Origin of the sequence: Psychrobium sp. MM17-31 (assembly GCF_022347785.1) — a bacterium.
Lineage (GTDB): Bacteria > Pseudomonadota > Gammaproteobacteria > Enterobacterales > Psychrobiaceae > Psychrobium.
In genome coordinates this window covers 772,968-795,737 of record NZ_JAKRGA010000002.1, presented here as the reverse complement: position 1 = coordinate 795,737, position 22,770 = coordinate 772,968, and the positions used below count along the sequence as shown (strand labels likewise).

The window sequence follows — 22,770 nt, the reverse complement described above, 5'->3', positions numbered from 1 at the left end:
CCTAACCACAGGCGCCAAAGCATTGTTTGGGCATGTGGATATGTAATTTACCCGTGTGTAAATTTTCTCGTTCAATAATCAATTCACTGTCACTTTCTCCAACTAATAGCCCGTTGAGCTTTAACTTTATATTCTGTCCCAGTAGCGGATCGTTGAAGTGCACAGTGCGTTGCTGTGGCTCGCATCTCATCGCTTCATCTATTGCTTGAGGCTGATACGCTTTTGCTATTTCTATGGCTTGTTGACCACTAAGTTCATCGATAGGGCGGTGATGTTTTGCATCGAGAGCTAACATGTTTTTCAACCACGATGACAGCTTTGGATAATTGCGCAGTACTTTGCTGTTAGTGAGAATATGCAAATACCATATCGCGGTGTAGGCGCTAAAATCTGCGGCGCTAAGGCTGTCACCATAAAGAAACTGATCGCTATCTAATTGCTGCTCTAAATACTGGAAGTATTGATGAGCGATTTGCTGTGCTTCATTTTTGGAAGGTCGGTCTTTTAATAAATCTGGGTACTGTTTAGCTAATGCTGCGCGATCTTTAATAAAGTCGCAGGCATTTTTTATCCCGCCGTGCTTGGTATAACCGGCAATAAAATTCCATGGCGTTAATATACCGAGGATAGCGCCTAGTCCACGCATTTCTATATGGTTGATTAATGATACTAACTCGGGATCTTGCTGCTGAGTCGACAAGTTTGGTTGCTGTGCAAGTTCGGCAATTTTATTAGAAATCAGTTTAGTATCGCAGTATATATCGGCTCCAACTTGCAAGATTGGAATACGGCGCGAGAAATCACCGACCAAGGTTTGCTGAGTAGGTCTTGGCATAGCTTTGTTAGCTAACACGCTATGCCATGGCAAGTTACTGTATTGCAGCTGAAATATACTCTTCTGACTATAAGCAGAGGTAATCGTTCGATGTAACAGGATTGGCGTTGAAATATTACTCATGACAATTTATTCGCTAAATGGGACGAAGTCGCCGTTTTTTTCCATCGCACGCTTAAAAGCAGGACGCTGGCGCATGCGCTGTAAAAAGGCTTGAGCATTCGGATAGCGCTCGTCCATGCCGACACGCACCGCGGCAACATCCATGCAATAACCCATCACGATATCGGCGGCGGTAAAATTATCTCCAGAAAACCATGTTTGTTGACTTAATGTGTTTTCGATATGGGTTAGCATCTTATGGAGGCGTGGCTTTAGATAAGCCTGTTCAACTTTATTAACCACAAACTTGATAATAGGGCGAATGATGGCAGGCACCTTACTCACCATGCGCTTAAAGATCAGCGCGTCGAGTAGTAACGGCATAAAGCTGCCTTGTGCTGCATGTAACCAATAAAGATAGCTTTGGCGATTTTCACTGTTGGGTTGCGGTCTTAGCGGCGAGTCCGATACTTGATCGAGAATATAATCAACGATGGCATTAGTTTCTGGTAACACTAGTTCACCGTCGGTAATACAGGGAGAAGTCCCCACTAAATGAAGTTTTTTAAATTCACTTGGTGCTAAAGATGTCTCTTTATTACGTTGATAATGTTCGAGTTTATAGTCGAGTTTTAACTCTTCTAATAGCCACAAAATACGTATCGACTGTGAATTTTCTAGATGGTGAACCGTTAGCATAATGACCTTGCATAATTAATGAGCTGAGAATGGTAATGGATGATATGATCCATGGAATATATTTACAAGGAATATAATTGTGTTTGTGTTTTTGTTTATAAATTATGCGGTGAGTTAACGTGGAGTGAGATTGCTAGCGCGTGTATACTGCCATGGCAAAGTGAGGAGCAATTCGTGGCAAATAAACAACTTATCATTGATTCTAAGATAGATACCGAACAAAAGGTTCTTGGTCTTTTGGCGTGTATTGCCCAAGAGCAAAAGGCGGAGATGACCCGGCTGTTAAAGCCTACCGAATTATCGATGGTGCAGCTGATGTTGTTACATGCATTAGATTTTGCACCAGACCATACGCTGACCGTTAATCAGCTTAAGCAAACTATGGTTGATGAGAGCCCAAATGTATCGCGCGCGTTAAATAAGTTAGTAGATAAGGAATATGTCACCAAAAAGCGTTGTGACAAAGATCAGCGAACTGTGTTTATTACCGCGACCGAACAAGGATTACAGGCGCACCGTGATGGCGATAAAGCGCTAATGATGATGTCGGTAAACCTATCAAACGATGAAATAAATCAACTATATGGACTGCTTAAGAAACTATAGGGACAGTATGAAATTAATTATCGACGTTCATTATTTTGATGATAAGGCGCGCATTGCTGGCGTTGCTTTTGATAACTGGTTGGATGATAAGGAAACACAGATATTCACCAGTGAATATTGTGGCGTGGCAGATTATAAGTCGGGTGAATTTTATAAACGCGAATTGCCGTGCATTTTAAAGCTGTTAGACGAGCATCACTTAACACCAGAAGTGATTATTCTGGATGGGTATGTTTGGCTCGATGGTGTATCTAAACCAGCGCTAGGTTATCACTTGCAACAAGCGATTGATTTTACGCCAGTGATTATTGGCGTGGCGAAGAACCGTCACAGTGCGTTGGGTGATAATTTTGGTGTATTACGTGGTGGCAGCCAAAAGCCGCTATATGCCACAGCTATGGGAATCGATACTGATCGTGCCAAAGAGGCCATCGCCAACATGCATGGCGATTTTCGTCTACCTACCTTGATTAAAAAAGCCGATAGCGCTTGCCGAGGACATGAGTTAGTCTAGATAGCATCGATTAAATGGAGGTTTAGATGCATAAAATAATAGCTTCACTATTGGCCGTCGTTGTTACGACTCTATCTATAGCCATTATGGCTGCTTTGGTGGATGACTCTAAATTGACCGCGCAACAAGTCGGTCAGTATCGTGTTGAAAACTTTGTTGTGGTTGATGATTTGATTAAAATCCCCGAAACGACAAGAATATTCACAAGAATATGTTTCCGTTTGAAAAATTATGATTATCATCTGCGCTTTATCGATTCTCACCCACAGACTTCATTTTTATTAGCTGAGCAAGTGAAGCTTGTTGACCTTGCTAAAATAAATAATCAAATAAAGAAATCTCTTACAATTTAATTTTACTTGTTTATAGCGAATGTATCCCTGACATTCGCTCATTTGTAACACAAACTTTCCACTTCTTATTATCCTTTTGTCGACAATCTGAGCTTTTTTGTTGACCATTTGTTAAATATCCCGCAAGATTGTCGACACTTTAAGTGATGATGATTTTGAGTTTTGCATGACATTTTTTAGCGAAAAACCAGTTACAGCGGCGGATACAACGTTTTTTCAACTGCGAAAAGACATTGTAGAAGGCGATATCGCGGCTGGTTCAAAACTAAGCGAAACACAATTGTCGACAAAATATCAGGTTAGTCGTGCCGTTATTCGCGAAGCCATTAATCGATTAGAAGCCTCTAATCTGGTTGAGCGCAAAGCCAATGTTGGTGCGCGTGTTGTATCGCTGTCGCCGCAGGGGCTTATCGAGTTATATCAGGTGCGCGAAGCGTTAGAGGGCATGGGGGCACGACTCGCGGCTAAGAATATGTCGGATGACGAGATTGCGGATTTACAGCAGCTGCTCGATTCCCATTCTAAGAAAGTCGAAAGCGGTGAGTCTTACTATCAAGAAGCAGGTGATGTGGACTTTCACTATCGCATTATTCTTGGCAGTAAAAATCAGCATTTAATTAGCACCTTAATCGACGGAATTTATCATCTAGTGCGCATGTATCGCGTGCAACTTGGTATGGCGGGCCCTCGTGTTACGACTGCGTTTGATGAGCACAAACACGTCGTACGCGCCATTGCTAATCGCGATGAAGAGCTTGCTGAGATGCTAATGCGTCGTCACATCACTTATTCCATGAGAAACATCGAAAATAAATTACAACACGTAGCGCCTATCACCAAAAAGGTTCGATAAGTAGCGCGTTGAAAATAACTAGCTGTATAGCAGAGGAAAATGACATGAGCGCAGGAAAAAAGTTTAGAGAAGCACTAGTAGCCAATAAACCGCTACAAATCGTAGGTACCATTAATGCTTATTCAGCCATGATGGCAAAGCAAATTGGTCATCAAGCCATTTATTTATCAGGCGGCGGTGTTGCAAATGCTTCTTACGGTTTACCAGATTTAGGCATGACATCACTGAACGATGTGATTGTTGATGTGCAGCGTATTACTTCGGCGTGTGACTTACCGTTATTAGTCGATATCGATACCGGGTGGGGCGGCGCATTTAACATTGCTAAAACCATTCGCGATATGGAAAAAGCAGGTGCGGCGGCAGTTCATATGGAAGATCAGGTAGCGCAAAAGCGTTGTGGTCATCGTCCAAATAAAGAGATTGTATCGACAGAAGAAATGGTTGATCGCATTAAAGCGGCGGTTGATGCCCGTACCGATCCTGATTTCTTCATCATGGCGCGCACCGATGCATTCGCGCAAGAAGGTTTAGAAGCGGCTATTGAGCGTGCTAAGGCTTATGTGGCAGCTGGTGCCGACGGTATTTTCGCAGAAGCAGTTAAAACAGAAGAGCATTACCGCGCATTCAGCGAAGCGCTAGACGTGCCAATCCTGGCGAACATTACCGAGTTTGGTCAAACCGAACTATGGAACAAGAAAGAGCTAGGTGAGTGGGGCGCAGCTATGGTGCTTTACCCATTATCAGCGTTCCGCGCCATGAATAAAGCGGCGGAAATGGTATACACCAGCATCTTAGAGCAGGGCGATCAAAAAGCCGTTGTCGACAGCATGCAAACGCGTATGGATTTATACGATTACCTCGGTTACCACGACTACGAGCAAAAGCTCGATGCGTTGTTCGCCGAAGGCAAAAACAAATAATCATTTTTAAAAATAACAATATTAAACAGATAGGAAGAAAGTCAGGAGAATGGCAATGGTAGATAAGAAATTAGGTGGTGCAGGATTACGTGGTCAAAGCGCAGGTGAAACGGCGCTGTGTACTGTAGGTAAAAGCGGTAGTGGCTTAACCTATTGTGGTTACGACGTTAGCGACTTAGCCGATAACGCAACCTTTGAAGAAGTAGCTTACTTACTATTTAACGGCGAGCTACCAAATGCAGAGCAGTTAGCTGCTTATAAAGCTGAGCTATTTGAAATGCGCGACTTACCACAGGCGCTAAAAGAAGTGCTACAACGCATTCCAAAAGACGCGCATCCAATGGACGTTATGCGCACCGGTTGTTCATTCCTAGGTAACTTAGAGCCTGAGAATGACTTTAGCGAGCAACATCGCGCAGCGAACCGTCTACTTGCAGCATTCCCTGCCATCATGTGTTACTGGTACAAGTTTAGCCACGACGGCGAAGACATTAGCTGTGTGACAGATGAAGATTCACTAGGTGGTCACTTCTTACGTCTACTTAACGGTACCACGCCAAGCGAGCAACATCGACGCGTCATGGACGTATCGTTAATCTTATACGCAGAGCACGAGTTTAACGCTTCAACTTTTACTGCGCGTGTTTGTGCCTCAACGCTATCAGACATGTTCTCTTGTATCACTGGTGCAATCGGTACACTTCGCGGCCCACTACACGGCGGTGCGAACGAAGCTGCAATGGATATGATTGAGCGCTTTAAGTCGCCAGAAGATGCCAAAGAGCAAATGGCTGGCATGCTTGAGCGTAAAGAGAAAATCATGGGCTTTGGTCACGCGATTTACCGCACCTCAGATCCACGTAATGTGATTATCAAAGCATGGTCTGAAAAACTAGCACAAGAGAATGGCGATACCTCGTTATACGATATCTCAGTAGCTTGTGAAGAGTATATGTGGGATACAAAGAAGCTGTTCTGTAATGCCGATTTCTTCCATGCGTCGACATACAACTACATGGGTATTCCAACGAAGCTATTTACCCCAATTTTCGTTTGTTCACGCCTAACAGGCTGGGCGGCACACGTTATCGAGCAACGCTCTAACAACCGCATCATCCGCCCAAGCGCCGACTACACTGGCAGCGAACCACGTAAAGTTCAGCCAATTAGCGAGCGATAATACCACCCACCTCCTACCTGAATAAGTGTAGGAGGCATTTGCGTTAGCGAATAAGTGATGCTGGTTGACTTATTACTAGATGTATTTTTCATGGATGAAAAAGCAAGCTTACAGGGATGTATCTATAGCGTTCTAGTAATGAGTTAAGCAGCAAAATCACAGTGTTAATGCAAAGCAAATGCACGGAAACACTTATGAACAATACTCAATACCGTAAACAATTATCTGGCACGTCATTAGATTACTATGACACGCGCGCCGCTATTGAAGACATTCAAGCGGGCGCTTATGCCAAACTGCCTTACACCTCACGTATCCTAGCCGAGCAACTGGTACGTCGTTGTGAGCCAGAAAAACTTACCGCATCATTAGAACAATTAATTCACCGCAAGCAAGATTTGGATTTCCCTTGGTATCCAGCGCGCGTTGTTTGTCATGACATTCTTGGCCAAACCGCACTCGTGGACTTAGCGGGTCTGCGTGATGCGATTAGCGATCAAGGTGGCGATCCTGCAAAGGTTAACCCAGTAGTTCCTACTCAGCTGATTATCGATCACAGTTTGGCGGTAGAGCACGGCGGCTTTGACGAAGACGCGTTTGAAAAAAACCGCGCAATCGAAGATCGCCGTAACGAAGATCGCTTCCACTTTATCGATTGGTGTAAAACTGCCTTTGATAACGTCGATGTGATCCCTGCAGGTAACGGCATCATGCATCAAATCAATCTTGAGAAGATGTCACCTGTGATTCAAGCACGCGATGGCGTAGCCTTCCCTGATACCTGTGTTGGTACCGATTCACACACGCCACATGTTGACGCACTAGGCGTTATCGCGATTGGTGTTGGTGGTTTAGAAGCAGAAAACGTGATGCTAGGTCGTCCATCGATGATGCGTCTGCCAAACATCGTTGGTGTTCGCTTGGTGGGTAAGCGTCAGCCGGGCATTACTGCAACTGATATTGTATTGGCGATTACTGAGTTCTTACGTGAACAAAAAGTAGTATCGTCATACCTAGAATTCTATGGTGAAGGCGCACGTAGCTTAACCATCGGTGATCGCGCGACAATCTCTAACATGACGCCTGAGTACGGCGCGAGTGCAGGTATGTTCTACATCGATGAGCAAACTATCGATTACTTGAAAATTACAGGTCGTGAGCCTGAGCAAGTGGCGCTAGTTGAGCAATACGCTAAAGAAACAGGCCTTTGGGCTGATGATTTAGAAGAAGCGCAATACGAGCGTGTGCTGACTTTCGATTTATCGACTGTATGCCGCAATATGGCGGGTCCTTCTAATCCACATCGCCGTTTACCAACATCGGACTTAGCCGATCGCGGAATCGCTAAAGATTGGACAGAAACTGAGGGCGAAATGCCTGATGGCGCGGTAATTATCGCGGCAATCACCAGTTGTACTAACACCAGTAATCCACGCAATGTTGTTGCTGCGGGTTTAGTGGCACGTAAAGCAAATGAGCTTGGCCTTATCCGTAAACCTTGGGTGAAATCTTCATTCGCGCCGGGTTCAAAAGTAGCGGAGCTTTACCTCAAAGAAGCAGGCTTATTGCCTGAATTAGAGCAACTTGGTTTTGGTATCGTTGCCTTTGCTTGTACGACTTGTAACGGTATGAGCGGCGCGTTAGATCCTAAGATCCAGCAAGAAATTATCGATCGCGACCTATACGCTACGGCTGTTTTGTCGGGTAACCGTAACTTCGATGGCCGTATTCACCCATACGCCAAGCAGGCATTCTTAGCATCACCACCGCTTGTTGTTGCTTACGCTATCGCTGGTACTATGCGTTTTGATATCGAGCAAGACGCGCTGGGATATGATAGCGATGGTAATGCCATTACGCTTAAAGATATCTGGCCAAGCGATGAAGAAATCGATGCGATTGTCGATGCCGCAGTGAAACCTGAACAGTTTAAACAGGTTTACATGCCGATGTTCGATTTGAAAGTCGATATGGGTGATCGTCAGCCGTTATATGACTGGCGTGAAATGAGTACCTACATTCGCCGTCCTCCTTATTGGGAAGGGGCACTTGCAGGCGAGCGGACCATGAAAGGTATGCGTCCATTAGCAGTGCTAGGTGATAACATCACTACCGACCATTTATCGCCATCAAATGCGATTATGCTAGAGAGTGCTGCCGGTGCTTATCTACACAAAATGGGCTTACCGGAAGAAGACTTTAACTCCTATGCAACCCATCGCGGCGATCACTTGACGGCGCAGCGTGCAACTTTCGCTAACCCTAAATTACTTAACGAAATGTGTCGCGATGACAATGGTGAAATCAAGCAAGGCTCACTAGCGCGTATCGAGCCAGAAGGCATTGAATCACGTATGTGGGAAGCGATTGAAACCTATATGGATCGCGCGCAGCCACTCATCATTGTTGCTGGTGCTGATTACGGTCAAGGTTCATCACGTGACTGGGCGGCTAAAGGCGTTCGTCTTGCTGGTGTTGAAGTTATTTTAGCCGAAGGCTTTGAGCGTATTCACCGTACTAACTTGGTGGGTATGGGCGTTTTACCGCTTGAATTCGTCAACGGCGAAACACGTGAGACGTTCAATATCGATGGTACTGAAACCTATGACGTTATTGGCACACCAGCCCCAGGTGCGGCGCTGCAAGTGTTAATGACGCGTAAGAATGGTGAGCAGGTGACTATCGATGCTAAATGTCGTTTAGATACGGCAGAAGAAGTTTCTGTGTACAGTGCTGGTGGTGTGTTACAGCGTTTTGCGCAGGATTTTTTAGAAGGTAGTGTTTAATAATCGGGCGCGTCATTATATTTGACGCGCATTTACCTGAAGCGATCAAGTAAGTTTGATCGTATGCGCGCCAGTTACTTTTCTTTGCGTCGCCAAAGAAAAGTAACCAAAAGAAAGGCGAACCGCAGATTTATTGCCTCTCTTAAACAAAATAGCTGTTTTAACGAAACCGCTTTTGATCTGCATCCTGCAGCAAAAGCTAAAAAATCATCCCTGATTTTTTCTTCTAACAGCTATCTTGTTCAAGGCAATAAATAGCGGCCATCATATTGGCGCTGCGAGATATCGAAACACATAAGCTTTTCATGTGTTGTTCGAAAGGAATGATATATGTCTTTTAAACCTCAAATAAAAATCCCGGCTACCTATATCCGTGGTGGTACTTCTAAAGGGGTATTTTTCAATCTGACTGATTTACCACAGGCTGCACAGGTAGCGGGTGAAGCTCGTGATGCTATGTTGTTGCGCGTGATTGGTAGTCCAGATCCTTATGGCAAGCAAACTGATGGTATGGGTGGCGCCACTTCTAGTACCAGCAAGACGGTGATTTTATCCAAGGCATCAGTGCCGGAACACGATGTGGATTACTTATTTGGTCAGGTAGCTATCGATCGCGCCTTTGTTGATTGGAGTGGTAACTGCGGTAACTTAACAGCTGCGGTTGGTTCATTTGCGATATATTCTGGTCTGGTTGATAGTGACCGTATTCAAGAGAATGGTGTTTGCACCGTGCGTATTTGGCAGGCCAATATCAAGAAAACTATTATCGCTCATGTACCTATCACTAACGGTGAAGTACAGGAAACAGGTGACTTTGAGCTAGACGGTGTGACTTTCCCCGCGGCGGAAGTGCCAGTGGAATTCGTCGATCCTAGTGATGGCGACGGTGCAATGTTTCCAACGGGTAATTTAGTAGACGATTTAGAGGTTCCGGGAATCGGTACTTTTAAAGCCACTATGATTAATGCTGGTATTCCAACCATCTTCCTCAATGCCGATGAAATCGGTTATACAGGCTGTGAATTGCAAGAAGCTATTAATGGCGATAATGCTGCGCTAACTAAATTCGAAACCATTCGTGCTTACGGTGCGGTGAAAATGGGATTAATTAGCGATATTTCAGAAGCCGCTGCGCGTCAGCATACACCGAAAGTGGCGTTTGTTGGAGAGGCGATGGATTACGTATCATCGAGCGGCAAGGCGATTGGCAAAAATGATATCGACTTAAACGTTCGCGCACTATCAATGGGTAAGCTGCATCACGCCATGATGGGAACCGCAGCAGTAGCCATTGGCACCGCAGCAGCCATTCCAGGCACGTTAGTAAATTTAGCTGCTGGTGGCGGAGAACGCGAATCTGTATGTTTCGGTCATCCTTCTGGCACACTACGCGTTGGCGCTAAAGCTAGCTGTGTTGATGGCGAGTGGCAAGTCGATAAAGCGATCATGAGCCGCAGCGCGAGGATATTGATGGAAGGCTGGGTTCGTATTCCAGATATCTTCTAAAGGGATTAAAGACTGCCGATGCATTGCATGCTTTGGCAGTCTGTATAACTAATATTTTAGAGGCGGTTTACTGCGGGTACTAAAGCCTGATCAAACCATTTGTCTATTAGCATCGTTTCCATGTAAAAGTCAGATTGGCTTCCTTTCATTCGAAATTCTCCGTGTTTCATGTCGTTATTTTTAAGGTTCTGGCGACCTTGAAAAACAATATTGTTATTTTTATCACGTAAGATCATATAAAAAAGAATTCGTGGAAAATCCTTGTCTGATACTTGTCTGATATCTTGCCCCATACCTAATCCACGGGCAACATGTCCAGCTAAATCAATATCTAATACAGATACATCTAACGTCATGTCCTTGGGCAGTTGCTTTTCTCCTTGCTTCTTAAAAGTACTTTCAAGAACTGAAAAGAGTTTTTCTTCGAACCTTGCCTGGCTTTGATTGGCACCAGAGTCAATATCCTTAAACTGTTCTTTCTTTACAAATTCAACTTTGACCTCAGCTGCTTGTGCACTAAGACAGAATAGGGCTGTCGCAATTAGTGTTGATAGTTTTTTCATTATTATTCCTTAGAATTTATTGTTAACGGATTGATTATGACTGATTACATATCGTTATCAATAAAACTCCTTTTAATTAAACATTTTCTTACATCAAAATTTGAAAGGTCAAAAAAAAACCGCGCCAAATGGCGCGGTTCTTATTTATTTCAGTTAGTTTTTAGAAACGAACTGATGCGCTTAACTGCACGTAACGTGGAGTTTGGAAGCTGCTTGGTAATAGGAAGTTCGGGTTAGTTTCGTTCTTCGCTGACTCAGCTGTCTCGACAACTTCAGTTACGATGTTAGAGCCCAATACGTTGAATACGTCAATTTGGAAGCTAACTTCTGCATCAGAAATTTGAGTAGTGTATTTAGCGTTAACGTTTAACTCGTTTCTCCATGGAGTACGACCGTAGCTACCACGTGGAACCTTGTTACCAGCTACGTAGTAAGTGTCACCGTATCCGTATGGGTCTGGGTAACCGTCAGGTAGACCGTGACCGAAACCATTTACTGGACGACCAGATTGGATTAATAGGTTTGCACCTACAGTCCATTTCTCGGTTAGAGCGTATGCACCGTAAACTTTGAACGTGTGACGACGATCATTTGGTAGATCACCGTAAGCACCATCCATTAGGTAAGGGAAATCCCAGTCAGTTGTTAAACCAGCGTCGTCTTGACCGTTATCTGATTTCACGTAACCTTCAGCATTACCGTAGCTCTTAGACCAAGTGTATTTCGCGTCTAGAGTCCAAACATCATCCCACTGACGTTTGATTGTTAAGTCGATCGCTGTGTATACACGTTTTGGATCTGGGTAACCAAGCGTATCAGCTGCAATGTTTACTTGCTCTAATGTACCATCACCATCTGTATCGTAGTAAGTAACGATGTCAGAGTTAGGGTTAGTCAATACATAAACGTCGTGACCTGGCTCTTTCCAACCGTTAGCTGTGATAGCTTTATTGATAGTAATATCATCAATAACACTACCTAGGTTACGGTAGATACCCTTTACAGACCATGACCAATCGTCGTTGATTAAGCCTTCGTAACCTAAGATGAACTCATCTTGGTACATTGGGTCGATAGATGTATCTAGTACTTCACGAACATCCGGCTCAGAACCGTCACCGTTTACACGAGTACCTAACTTCTCACCTAGAATAGGAGTTAAATCAGCGTTTTGTTGGCTGTAATCGCCTTCAACTTTGTAGTAGTCGTGGATGTATGTTTCTGGACCTGCCATACGGATGTTTGTGTTCGCCGCGATTGGTAAGTGGTAACGACCGAAGTTAGCAAATACTTTAGATTCACCGTCGCCGTTTACATCCCAAGAGATGCCTAAGCGTGGAGCGATTTGGTTGTCAACTTTGATGAAAGAGTTGCCAGAAGCATTCTTATTGTTGAAAGACTCACTACGTAGACCAATAGTTGCTACAAGGTCATCATTGATTGTCCAAGTATCTTCGATGTAGAAAGCACTTGATAGAGTTTCGAACTCACCACCAGTTGCATAAGTACGTACACGAACAGTGTCTGTTTCTTCTGCGAATGTGTAGTCGATAGCTGCTTCAGTAGCGCCAGCTGCATATGTACGGTATAGGTAGTAAACACCGAACTCACCTGGACCAGATAAACGAGTTTGGTCTAATGAAGTATTAGTTTCGTTATCGTAACCAAAACGTAGAGTGTGATCACCCATTACATATTCACCATCGATACGGAATGCTTCACGTGTATCTTTAGCTTGCGAGAAGCTGAAGTTTACGAAACAACCTTGACGTAGGTAAGAACCTGCATCGTATTGGTAAACTACTGGACATGTGAAATCAGCATCTGAAGAATCGCTTAGATCAGCTTCGTTTTCACCCCATAACGCAGATAGTGTGAAATCGTCTGTGATGTAACCGGTGTATTTAACAGAGATGTTGTCACCACCACGTGAAGAAGTACCAGAACCAACTAAATCACCACGAGTATCAGTCTTGTAGTCATAACCGTAAGTAGTAGTTGTAGTTTCACGCTCATCGGAGAATGCTGTTAATTCTAACTTGTGGTTTTCATTGATATTCCAGTCAACTTTTGCACCCCAGAAAGCATCGCTAGAATCTGTAGTATCAAAAGACTTACCATTTGAGTAAGCATATTCTTGTTGAACATCACGTGGGTTATATAATACGTAGAAGAATAAAGTATCTTCAATTAATGGACCAGAAAGGTAGATGTTAGCTTCAGTTTTGTCAAAAGAATCAGCACCGTTGTATGTTAACATTGTGCCGTCTGTACGAAGTACGTTAGGTGACTGTTCTGATAGAGAATCTGGACGGAAGTAGATGTTTGCACCGTATTCCCAGTCATTGCTACCGCTCTTAGTTACAGCGTTAACTACACCACCAGTCGAACGACCGAACTCAGCTGAGTAACCACCAGTCTTAACTTGGAATTCTTTATAGAATTCGAAAGGAATAGTAGAACCACCTAAACCGTTACGGAAGTTTGTAACGTTTAGACCGTTTACGAAGTATGCGTTTTCTGCAACAGATGCACCACCGAATGAAGCGTTATTACCAAATGCGCCGTCACCTTTAGTTGTACCTGGGGCAAGAAGTGCTACAGAAGTTACGTCACGAGCAACAGGAAGACGAGACAACTCAACTTCACCGATATTTAATGCAGACTCAGCAGAGCTTGTATCGATAACAGCCATTGCAGAACCACTGATTTCAATAGTCTCAACGTTATCGTTTACACCGGCCATTGGAGTACTGAATTCAGTTTGACCACCTAGCTTGATACGTACACCTTTTTGCTCGATGCTTGAGAAGCCATCTTTGCTAATTGTAATGTCGTAGTTACCTACTGGTAACGCAGAAAAACGGTATGAACCGTCAGCTTTAACGACTGTAGTACGAGTAAAACCAGTTTTAGGATCTTTTGCTGTTACAACTGCACCAGCGATTGGAGCTTGAGCTGTATCAACGATTAAACCTTTAAGGACACCGTCATTGTTACCAGCAAAAGCTGTAGATGAAATGCTTAGCGCCGCAGTTACAGCAGCTGCTGCAACGGTGCGTTTGAAGCTAGTCATATTTTTCATTAGCTATCTCTCTCTCTTTATTTATTATTGTTTCTAATTGCATCTCTTAATTGGATACAATTTAGGGAACGCGTATAAAATAACACTTTTTTCCAGTTTGTAAATAGCTTGTAACACAACTTGGCAGATTATATTTCTAATAATATTCGATTGTTAACTTCGTGATTCTAATATTATAAATGTACATAACATTTAGTAGGCTTGTTTAATGAATTGTGGTTTGTTATGTAAGGTTATGATTTTAAATTGTTTTGTTTGTTAGCTTTTCAGGTGCTCTAATGTTCGCAATAACGATTTTTGTACTTCAGACTTATAAAAAATGTGCGAATAAAATGAATTTTTAATAAAAATTAGTTAATTAGTGAGATTTAAAATGAATTTAAAACTGTTAAGTGTGGCGCTTTCAATATGTGACTGTTGCTCAAATCCACTTCTAATTCTTGGTTTAAAATCATGATCGCCGTCCTCTAGCCATAATAACTCGACTTCTTTTTCTAGAGCATAGGTTGCTACTTCTTCTTGGTTACCAAGCTTATCTCGCGTTCCTTGGGCAATAAATAGCGGTGCCGTAACGTCTTTTAGATGTTCAATACGTAACTTTTCAGGTTTGCCAATCGGATGGAAAGGGTATCCAAGGCATATTACGCCTTTAATTAGGTTATTTAGCTCTTCGTCCCCTTGAGCTGCAACCATCGAAGCAATGCGGCCGCCCATAGATTTTCCACCGATGTAAACGGGTTGATTCAAATCTTTAACAATTGTACTGAAAAATTCGACTAGTGCTGGTGCGCGATTGGGTGGACGTTTCCTACCATCGATTTTTCGTTGCTGCATATACGGAAAGTTAAAACGCACGACGCGGATACCTTTTTCCGCCAAGCCCTGCGCAAAATTGGTCATAAACTCTGACTCTGCATCGGCACCCGCACCATGAGCGAATAAGAAAATTGGACCGTCTTTGGGGCCGTCAAAAATAAACTCCATGGGAGCTCCTAAATAACTGTTCTTGAGAATATCGTTAAATAATCAGTGAAAAAATTGCGAGCAAGGCGATGAGTAGCAATAAGGTTTGGCGTAGTTTTTTGATTAGGCGAACTAAATCAACTAGGTCGCTATTTTCTGGATGTATACGTGTGCCTAATTTAGGGCGTCTTATTTTTAGTTTGTCATACATCACTGCGCCCCCCAATTCTCGGTTCATTGCGTTTGCTGTGGTGGTGAGTAATGCTCCTGCGCCATAACGGTGCCAACTGTTACGCTTGAGGGATAGATGTTTAATACCAAAAAGAAGGCCAATCAAAAGGGCTGACAGACAGTTAAACAGTAATGAAATCATTGCCATTAGCTGACTAGGCAGAAGACCGAATTCACGAAATTTCTGCTTCTTGGGATTCCAGTGCTGGCTAAGAGAATATATCAAGCCGTAACTGACCAATGCGAAGGGGCCAAACAGCAGATAAATCAAAATAGGCGACACATAATGTAGGGAAAACTTTTGAACCGCGCCTTCAATTGTTCCTTTAACAATTCCCATGCTTGATAACGCGTGGGTGTCTCTTACGCAGATCTGATTGAGTTGTTCTCTGGCGAGATTCTTTTTGTCGTAACGTAGGCTGTGATAAATACGGCGGCAATGAGTCAGCAATGAGTTACTGTTAATTGCGAGTAAAAGGAAAATAACCTCGAAAAACCATGTATAGGTTGCGAAGTAAAGAATAGCAATGGTAATCGACATGCCTATGAAAAGCATAATAAAGGACGCTATTACGCCCGCCAGTCTTTGTTGTGACTTACTGCCTTTGCCTGTTTTCTTGCTGAAAATAAGCGCCATATGACGCCATAGGGTACCAGGATGATAGGATGCATCTACCGCAAATTTCTGCTCGATAAGCATTACACTCAAAACAATTAGCAAGCGAACTGAGAGTTCTGATAACGCGATGTCATTAGCGGAAAATTGCGGTAGTAAGTCCATCATTTAGATTATGCTAAATCTTCTTTTCGGCATAGAGGTAGCATTTCAACTACCATATCTGCCGAGTTTTTAGCGGCAACAACGAGATATTCGTCGAAGCTTAGCTCGCTCTTTTTACCAGCGATATCTGACAGTGAGCGAATCACAACAAATGGCACTTCACATAAGTGACACACTTGAGCAATCGCTGCAGCTTCCATTTCACAAGCTTGCATCGTTGGGAAATTAGCACGTACTTGTTCTACGCGAACAGGATCAGCCATGAAGGTATCACCTGTGGCGATAAGGCCTTCTACGATTTTTACGTTTTGTTTTGAATTTTGCATCGCTTGGTTAGCCGCTTTGGCTAACGCAGGGTGCGGTTTAAATGCTGCTGGCATTTTAGGAAGTTGGCCAATCTCGTAACCAAAAGCAGTTAAATCAGCGTCGTGGTGACGAACTTCACTACCAATAACGACATCGCCAACGTTGAGCTCAGGGTCGAAACCGCCAGCACTGCCAGTGTTAATTATGCAATCAGGTGCGTATTTTTCGATAAGAAGCGTTGTAGATACAGCAGCTGCGACCTTGCCAATGCCTGACATTGAAACTACAACGTCGACACCGTTAATAGTGCCAGTATAAAACTCAATACCTGCTTGCTTATGAGTCTCTAAACCTTGTATACGGTCGCGCAATACGGCTACTTCTGGCTCCATGGCGCCAATAATACCAATTTTCATAGGGTGCTCGTCGAATATAAAAAGAAAGGATCTTACCCCAATCCACTCACATCTTAAATAAAAAAGGCTCCTTTCGGAGCCTTAAGCTAGCTTGTGCTAATTACACATCTAAGTATTGCAAAATACCTTCGGCGGCATCTCGACCTTCTGCTATAGCAGTAACAACGAGATCTGAACCGCGAACCATATCGCCACCGGCAAATACTTTTTCGTTGGTCGTTTGGAATGGCACCTGCGATGAATTAGCGATCACACGGTCCCACTCATCGACTTCGATACCATAATCTTTAAACCATGGTTGTGGGTTAGGCTTAAATCCAAAGGCCATGATTACCACATCAACGTCTAGGATATGTTCTGAACCGGCAACAGACTCGGCACGTTGACGGCCATTTTCATCGGGTTTGCCCATTGCTGTTTCAATTAGCTCAACGCCTGCTACTTTTCCATCTTTTGCTACGACATCTAACGGTTGGCGGTTGTACAGGAATTCTACGCCTTCTTCTTTAGCGTTTTGAACTTCACGCACTGAGCCTGGCATGTTGGCTTCATCACGACGATAAACACAACGCACTTCTTTGGCGCCCTGACGTACCGCGGTTCTGACACAGTCCATCGCTGTATCACCACCACCTAGCACTGCAACGCGTTTACCCGCTAAATTAATGTAAGGGTTTTGTGCATCTTCATAGCCCATCAGGTGATTAGTGTTACCAATCAAATAAGGCAGTGCATCTAGCACACCATCGGCACTCTCATTAGCAAAGCCACCGCGGATATAAGTGTAGGTTCCCATTCCCAGGAATACCGCATCGTAATCTTGTTGCAGCTGACTAAAATCTACGTCTTTTCCAACTGTGGTATTGAGTTTGAACTCAACGCCAAGTGACTCGAAGTATTCACGACGCTTACTCATTACCGATTTTTCGAGCTTAAATGCTGGAATACCGAAAGTTAGCAGGCCACCAATTTCAGGGTTCTTATCAAACACCACTGGCGTAACACCGTTGCGAATTAAAATATCGGCACAGCCGAGGCCAGCAGGTCCAGCTCCGATCACCGCTACTTTTTTACCGGTATTGGCCACAGCGCTTAGATCTGGTGTCCAACCTTGCTCTAACGCTTTATCGGTAATGTATTTTTCAACATTACCGATAGTCACAGCTTCAAAGCCATCGTTGAGTGTACATGCGCCTTCACACAATCTATCCTGTGGACACACACGACCACAGACTTCTGGCAGGGTATTGGTTTGGTGACACAAATCCGCTGCTTCCATAATACGACCTTGCTTTGCCAGCTCTAGCCAATCTGGAATGTAGTTGTGCAATGGGCACTTCCACTGACAATATGGATTACCACAATCTAAACAGCGATCTGCTTGTTCCTCAACCTGCGGTTGGTCAAACAAATTGTAGATTTCGATAAACTCTGTTTTGCGTTTTTCTATCTCTTTTTTATTAGGATCCTGTCTGCCAACTTCGATATATTGAAAATCGTTCGGAACAACATTTGAGATAATTTTCTGGTATTTCGACATGACGACTATCCTGCGTTTACGGCTAATTTAAGAACGTTAGTGGCATTTGGAAGCATTGTTTTAATGTCGCTTGCCGTTGGTTTTACTAATAAGAATTTTGGTAACCATTGCTCAAAGTTATCCAAGATTTCTTTAGCACGCTCACTGGCTGTCGCATCAAAATGCGCTTGAATGAGTGATTTTAGGTGATGCTGATAAGCAGGTAGCTCGATCGGCAGCGCCTCTGCGCACTCGTGATTCATGCGTTTTTCAATGGTTTGTTCTTCATCAAGGAGGTAAGCGAAACCACCTGTCATACCCGCAGCGAAGTTAACGCCAGTCGGACCTAAACAAACCACAACGCCGCCAGTCATGTACTCACAACCATTGTCACCCATGCCTTCAATGACGGTAGTCGCGCCAGAATTACGTACGCCAAAGCGTTCGCCTGCTTGGCCTGCGGCGTATAATTCGCCGCCCGTTGCGCCATAAAGACAGGTGTTGCCGATAATGCTTGCATCATGGCTGTCAAAAGCGACGCCTTGCGGCGGACGGATAACTAAACGGCCACCTGTCATGCCTTTACCGACGTAGTCATTGGCATCGCCAATCACCGTCATATTTAAGCCGCCAGCATTCCAAACGCCAAAACTCTGTCCTGCAGTGCCGGTGAATTCAATATTAATCGGTGAACCACTCATCCCTTGATTGCCGTGATGCTGGGCGATCAAACCACTGATCGTTGCGCCGACAGAGCGATCGGTATTGCGAACGCTCAATGCAAAATCGCCGCCCTGTTTAGATTTAATAGCTTCGCTAGTTACCTCAACCAATTCCTTATTCTTCAAACCTTCGTCATACGGAGGATTGCTATCGGTCCAAGATACCGCCGTGCCGTTTTTCGGGACTGGGCGATAAAGAATATCGCTAAGATCCAACTTCGCCTGACGGGCCGTTTGTCCTTCGATAACGTGCAGTAGATCGGTACGGCCAATAAGATCCGTTAGCTTGTTGATTCCAAGGCCCGCAAGGATCTCGCGAATATCTTGTGCTAATGCTTCAAAGTAGTTGGCTACCATTTCTGGTAGGCCTCTAAAGTGCTTATCACGTAGTTCTTTGTTTTGCGTCGCAACACCCGTAGCACAATTATTAAGGTGACAAATACGTAGGTATTTACAACCCAAAGCAACCATAGGGGCGGTACCAAAACCAAAGCTTTCAGCACCTAAAATCGCGCCTTTAATAACATCAAGACCAGTTTTTAAGCCGCCATCTACTTGCAGGCGAACCTTATGGCGTAGGCCATTTTCGACCAGTGCTTGCTGCACTTCGGCAAGACCAAGTTCCCACGGGCTCCCTGCATATTTAACAGAGGTTAACGGGCTAGCACCCGTGCCGCCGTCATAGCCTGATACGGTAATGAGATCGGCATAAGCCTTAGCAACACCGGTTGCAATGGTGCCGATGCCTGGTTCTGACACTAATTTCACTGAAATTAACGCCTTACTATTGATTTGTTTGAGATCGAAAATCAGCTGCGCTAAATCTTCAATCGAATAAATATCGTGATGTGGCGGTGGTGAAATTAGCGTTACGCCAGGCGTTGAATAACGTAATCCTGCGATTTCTGCAGAGACTTTATCACCCGGTAACTGTCCACCTTCACCTGGTTTAGCCCCTTGCGCCACCTTGATTTGAATAACCTCTGCATTCATTAGGTAATGGGCAGTGACACCGAAACGGCCTGAAGCAACTTGTTTGATTTTTGAGTTACGCTCATTGCCAAAACGGGCAGGGTCTTCGCCACCTTCACCTGAGTTAGATTGTCCGCCTAAACGGTTCATGGCAACTGCTAGCGCTTCATGCGCTTCTGGGCTGAGTGCGCCGATAGACATTGCAGCACTGTCAAAGCGCGGGAATAGTTCGCTCGCTGGTTCTACGTCGTTAATATCGATTGCGCCACGCGAGGTGTCTAGCTTGAACAAGTCGCGAATAGTCGCCACCGGACGTTCATTAACGGCTTTTGCAAAAGCTTGATAATCGCTGTATTCCCCCGACTTAACAGACTTTTGTAATAGCTGAACCACATCAGGATTGTAACAGTGGTACTCTCCGCGGAAATCAAATTTTAGTAAACCGCCATGTTCAACTTGCTCGCGTTTACGATAGGCTTTATCGCGTAAGATGGCTTGGTCGAGTTCGAAATCACTAAAATCAGCACCTTTAATACGGTTTGTGACGCCATTGAAGCACAGCTCTGCCACTTCATTGGCAAAACCAACTGCTTCAAATAATTGCGAACAACGATAACTAGCAATGGTGGAGATTCCCATCTTAGACATGATTTTCATCAAGCCTTTATTGATACCTTTACGATAGTTAATCACCGCTTCTTTTGGTGAGTGAGTGATTTTGCCTTGCTCAATTTGCTCAAGAATTGATTCATAAGCAAGGTACGGGTATACCGCTGTCACACCAAAGCCAAATAGCACGGCAAAATGATGCGGATCGCGCACTGCACCAGACTCTACTACCAAGTTAGTGTCACAGCGTAGGTTATTGTTAACTAAACGCTGCTGCACAGCGCCTGCAGCCATTGCCGCAGGAATTGGCAGTGTCTCTTTACTGATGTCTCTATCAGTCAGTAAGATAATTACCGCTCCATCTTTGGAGGCTTGCTCTGCTTTATCACACAGCGCAACAATCGCTTCTTTTAGAGTTACGTCAGTGGCGTAATTCATCGACAGCTCAACCATTTTATAGTGAGCTTCGTCGAGGGCTTTAAGCTGTTCTAGATCGCTATAAACTAGGACTGGTGAGTCAAACAAGATGCGATCGGCATGGCCGAGGGTTTCTTTAAATAAATTTTGTTCACTACCGATGCAAGTCGCTAGCGACATGGTGTGTGCTTCGCGTAGTGGATCGATAGGCGGATTGGTTACTTGCGCAAACTGCTGGCGGAAATAGTCAAATACGCTACGCTGTTTTTGCGATAATACGGCCATAGGCGCGTCATCACCCATAGACGCAGTGACTTCTTGACCACAACCTGCCATCACATTGATGACATCGTGAATTTCTTCTTTCGAATAATTGAATTGTTTGAGGTACACCGCATGTTCTTCATCAGAGAGACTGCGGTTACCAGAATTCGATTCTTCTCGCTTATCAAAAGGCACTAAACGGCGTGAATTGTTCGCCAACCATTTTTTGTATGGGTGGCGATTCTTAAGCTCGTTATCGATATCAAACGTCGATGTTAGCTTGCCAGAATAGGTGTCTATGACGAGTAATTCCCCGGGCCCAACACGACCTTTTTCAGCAACTTCATCGGGCTGGTAATCCCAAATGCCAACTTCTGAGGCCAGCGTTAAGATACGATCTTTGGTCACTACGTATCGGGCAGGGCGTAAACCATTGCGATCTACCGCACAAGCGGCATGACGACCATTGGTCATTACTACACCGGCAGGGCCGTCCCACGGCTCCATGTGCATTGAGTTAAAGTCGTAAAACGCACGTAAATCGTCATCCATAATTGGATTTGATTGCCATGCAGGTGGAATTAGCATACGCATAGAGCGGTATAAATCCATTCCGCCCATGAGCAGTAGCTCTAGCATGTTGTCGAGTGATGACGAGTCAGAGCCACTTTCACTGACAAATGGCGCAGCATCTTGTAAATCAGGCAGCAATGGTGTTTGGAATTTGTATGAGCGCGCTTTCGCCCACTGACGGTTGCCTTTAATGGTATTGATTTCACCATTGTGGGCCAAGAATCTAAATGGTTGTGCTAATGGCCATTTCGGGGATGTATTCGTCGAGAAGCGTTGGTGAAACAGACAAATCGAACTCTGCGTGCGCAAGTCTGCTAAGTCGAGATAGAAATTTGGTAAATCGACTGGCTTAACTAAGCCTTTGTAAATCGTCACCATCGAAGAAAGACTAGCAATGTAGAAAACGTTATCTTCAGCAAGACGCTTTTCTGCGCGGCGACGGGCCATGTATAAACGACGCTCAATATCGCGATTTAACCAACCCGCTGGCGCGTTAATGAATACTTGTTCGATAACAGGTAATTCGGCCAATGCAATTGGACCTAATATGTCTTTGTTGACAGGCACTTCACGCCAACCCACTACAGCCATAGTCTCTTTTTCAAGCTCTTGCTGAAGTACGTCGCGGCTGATTTGAGCAAGCATAGGATCTGTATTTAAGAAACACATACCCACGGCATATTTTTTACTCAGCGACCAATTATTTTCTTTTGCAATCGCCTGAAATAATACTTCTGGTGATTGCATTAGCAAGCCACAGCCATCGCCTGTGGTGCCATCAGCAGAAATACCACCGCGGTGTTGCATGCGATCTAAAGCTTCGATCGCGGTACGTATTATTTTGTGGCTTTGTTCGCCGTCCATTTGGGCGATAAGACCAAAACCACAATTGTCTTTTTCAAAAGCTGGGTTAGTTAATGCCATAGTAATAATCTCTAAACTTTAAAACTTTTTATGCAAATGTTATGCAAGCAGGGGCGTTTGTGAAACTG

18 protein-coding genes are annotated in these 22,770 nt (G+C 44.2%); 9 read left to right on the top strand and 9 right to left on the bottom strand.

Annotated elements, in window-relative coordinates:
• Window position 1: 1 nt before the first annotated feature.
• Window positions 2-958, bottom strand: a complete 957-nt coding sequence (locus MHM98_RS08090; protein WP_239438749.1) for a glutathione S-transferase family protein — start codon at window positions 956-958, stop codon at window positions 2-4.
• A 6-nt stretch (window positions 959-964) separates the two neighbouring features.
• Complete coding sequence (locus tag MHM98_RS08085) at window positions 965-1,636, bottom strand: glutathione S-transferase (protein WP_239438748.1); 672 nt, start codon at window positions 1,634-1,636, stop codon at window positions 965-967.
• 174 nt (window positions 1,637-1,810) lie between these two features.
• On the opposite strand from MHM98_RS08085, the gene MHM98_RS08080 reads away from it, so the two are divergent.
• The 9 genes from MHM98_RS08080 to prpF all read left to right on the top strand — a co-directional run bounded on the left by MHM98_RS08080 (window position 1,811) and on the right by prpF (window position 10,357).
• The gene (locus tag MHM98_RS08080; RefSeq protein WP_239438747.1) at window positions 1,811-2,242 is read left to right on the top strand and encodes a MarR family transcriptional regulator; all 432 of its coding nucleotides are present in this window, start codon (window positions 1,811-1,813) and stop codon (window positions 2,240-2,242) included.
• Window positions 2,243-2,249: 7 nt separating this feature from the next.
• Window positions 2,250-2,756, top strand: a complete 507-nt coding sequence (locus MHM98_RS08075) for a hypothetical protein (RefSeq protein ID WP_239438746.1) — start codon at window positions 2,250-2,252, stop codon at window positions 2,754-2,756.
• A 26-nt stretch (window positions 2,757-2,782) separates the two neighbouring features.
• Window positions 2,783-3,109 (top strand): hypothetical protein, encoded by a 327-nt coding sequence (locus tag MHM98_RS08070; RefSeq protein WP_239438745.1) that lies wholly within the window; start codon window positions 2,783-2,785, stop codon window positions 3,107-3,109.
• A 166-nt stretch (window positions 3,110-3,275) separates the two neighbouring features.
• Window positions 3,276-3,962 carry a GntR family transcriptional regulator gene (locus MHM98_RS08065; protein WP_239438744.1) on the top strand — a complete coding sequence of 229 codons (687 nt, stop codon included), beginning with the start codon at window positions 3,276-3,278 and terminating at the stop codon, window positions 3,960-3,962.
• Window positions 3,963-4,006: 44 nt separating this feature from the next.
• A complete protein-coding gene (prpB, locus tag MHM98_RS08060; RefSeq protein ID WP_239438743.1) occupies window positions 4,007-4,885 on the top strand; it encodes a methylisocitrate lyase in 879 nt (292 codons plus the stop codon).
• Between the two features lie 55 nt (window positions 4,886-4,940).
• Entirely contained in the window at window positions 4,941-6,065 is a 1,125-nt protein-coding gene (gene prpC, locus MHM98_RS08055; protein WP_239438742.1) for a 2-methylcitrate synthase, read from the top strand.
• Between the two features lie 194 nt (window positions 6,066-6,259).
• Entirely contained in the window at window positions 6,260-8,851 is a 2,592-nt protein-coding gene (gene acnD / locus MHM98_RS08050) for a Fe/S-dependent 2-methylisocitrate dehydratase AcnD (protein WP_239438741.1), read from the top strand.
• A gap of 63 nt (window positions 8,852-8,914) precedes the next feature.
• Window positions 8,915-9,109 carry a hypothetical protein gene (locus tag MHM98_RS08045; protein WP_239438740.1) on the top strand — a complete coding sequence of 65 codons (195 nt, stop codon included), beginning with the start codon at window positions 8,915-8,917 and terminating at the stop codon, window positions 9,107-9,109.
• Window positions 9,110-9,181: 72 nt separating this feature from the next.
• Window positions 9,182-10,357: a 2-methylaconitate cis-trans isomerase PrpF gene (prpF, locus tag MHM98_RS08040; protein ID WP_239438739.1), complete on the top strand. Its 1,176-nt coding sequence runs from the start codon at window positions 9,182-9,184 to the stop codon at window positions 10,355-10,357.
• Window positions 10,358-10,413: 56 nt separating this feature from the next.
• On the opposite strand, the gene MHM98_RS08035 is transcribed toward prpF, so the two are convergent.
• The 7 genes from MHM98_RS08035 to gltB form a co-directional block, all read right to left on the bottom strand.
• Window positions 10,414-10,920: a DUF3016 domain-containing protein gene (locus MHM98_RS08035; RefSeq protein ID WP_239438738.1), complete on the bottom strand. Its 507-nt coding sequence runs from the start codon at window positions 10,918-10,920 to the stop codon at window positions 10,414-10,416.
• A gap of 160 nt (window positions 10,921-11,080) precedes the next feature.
• On the bottom strand, window positions 11,081-14,005 hold the full coding sequence (locus MHM98_RS08030) for a TonB-dependent receptor (protein ID WP_239438737.1): 2,925 nt from the start codon (window positions 14,003-14,005) through the stop codon (window positions 11,081-11,083).
• 354 nt (window positions 14,006-14,359) lie between these two features.
• Window positions 14,360-14,989, bottom strand: a complete 630-nt coding sequence (locus MHM98_RS08025) for an alpha/beta fold hydrolase (protein ID WP_239438736.1) — start codon at window positions 14,987-14,989, stop codon at window positions 14,360-14,362.
• 34 nt (window positions 14,990-15,023) lie between these two features.
• A complete protein-coding gene (locus MHM98_RS08020; RefSeq protein WP_239438735.1) occupies window positions 15,024-15,983 on the bottom strand; it encodes a cobalamin biosynthesis protein in 960 nt (319 codons plus the stop codon).
• A gap of 5 nt (window positions 15,984-15,988) precedes the next feature.
• Complete coding sequence (mtnN, locus tag MHM98_RS08015; RefSeq protein WP_239438734.1) at window positions 15,989-16,702, bottom strand: 5'-methylthioadenosine/S-adenosylhomocysteine nucleosidase; 714 nt, start codon at window positions 16,700-16,702, stop codon at window positions 15,989-15,991.
• Between the two features lie 100 nt (window positions 16,703-16,802).
• The gene (locus MHM98_RS08010) at window positions 16,803-18,242 is read right to left on the bottom strand and encodes an FAD-dependent oxidoreductase (protein WP_239438733.1); all 1,440 of its coding nucleotides are present in this window, start codon (window positions 18,240-18,242) and stop codon (window positions 16,803-16,805) included.
• 5 nt (window positions 18,243-18,247) lie between these two features.
• Window positions 18,248-22,702: a glutamate synthase large subunit gene (gene gltB, locus MHM98_RS08005; RefSeq protein ID WP_239438732.1), complete on the bottom strand. Its 4,455-nt coding sequence runs from the start codon at window positions 22,700-22,702 to the stop codon at window positions 18,248-18,250.
• Window positions 22,703-22,770 lie beyond the last annotated feature (68 nt).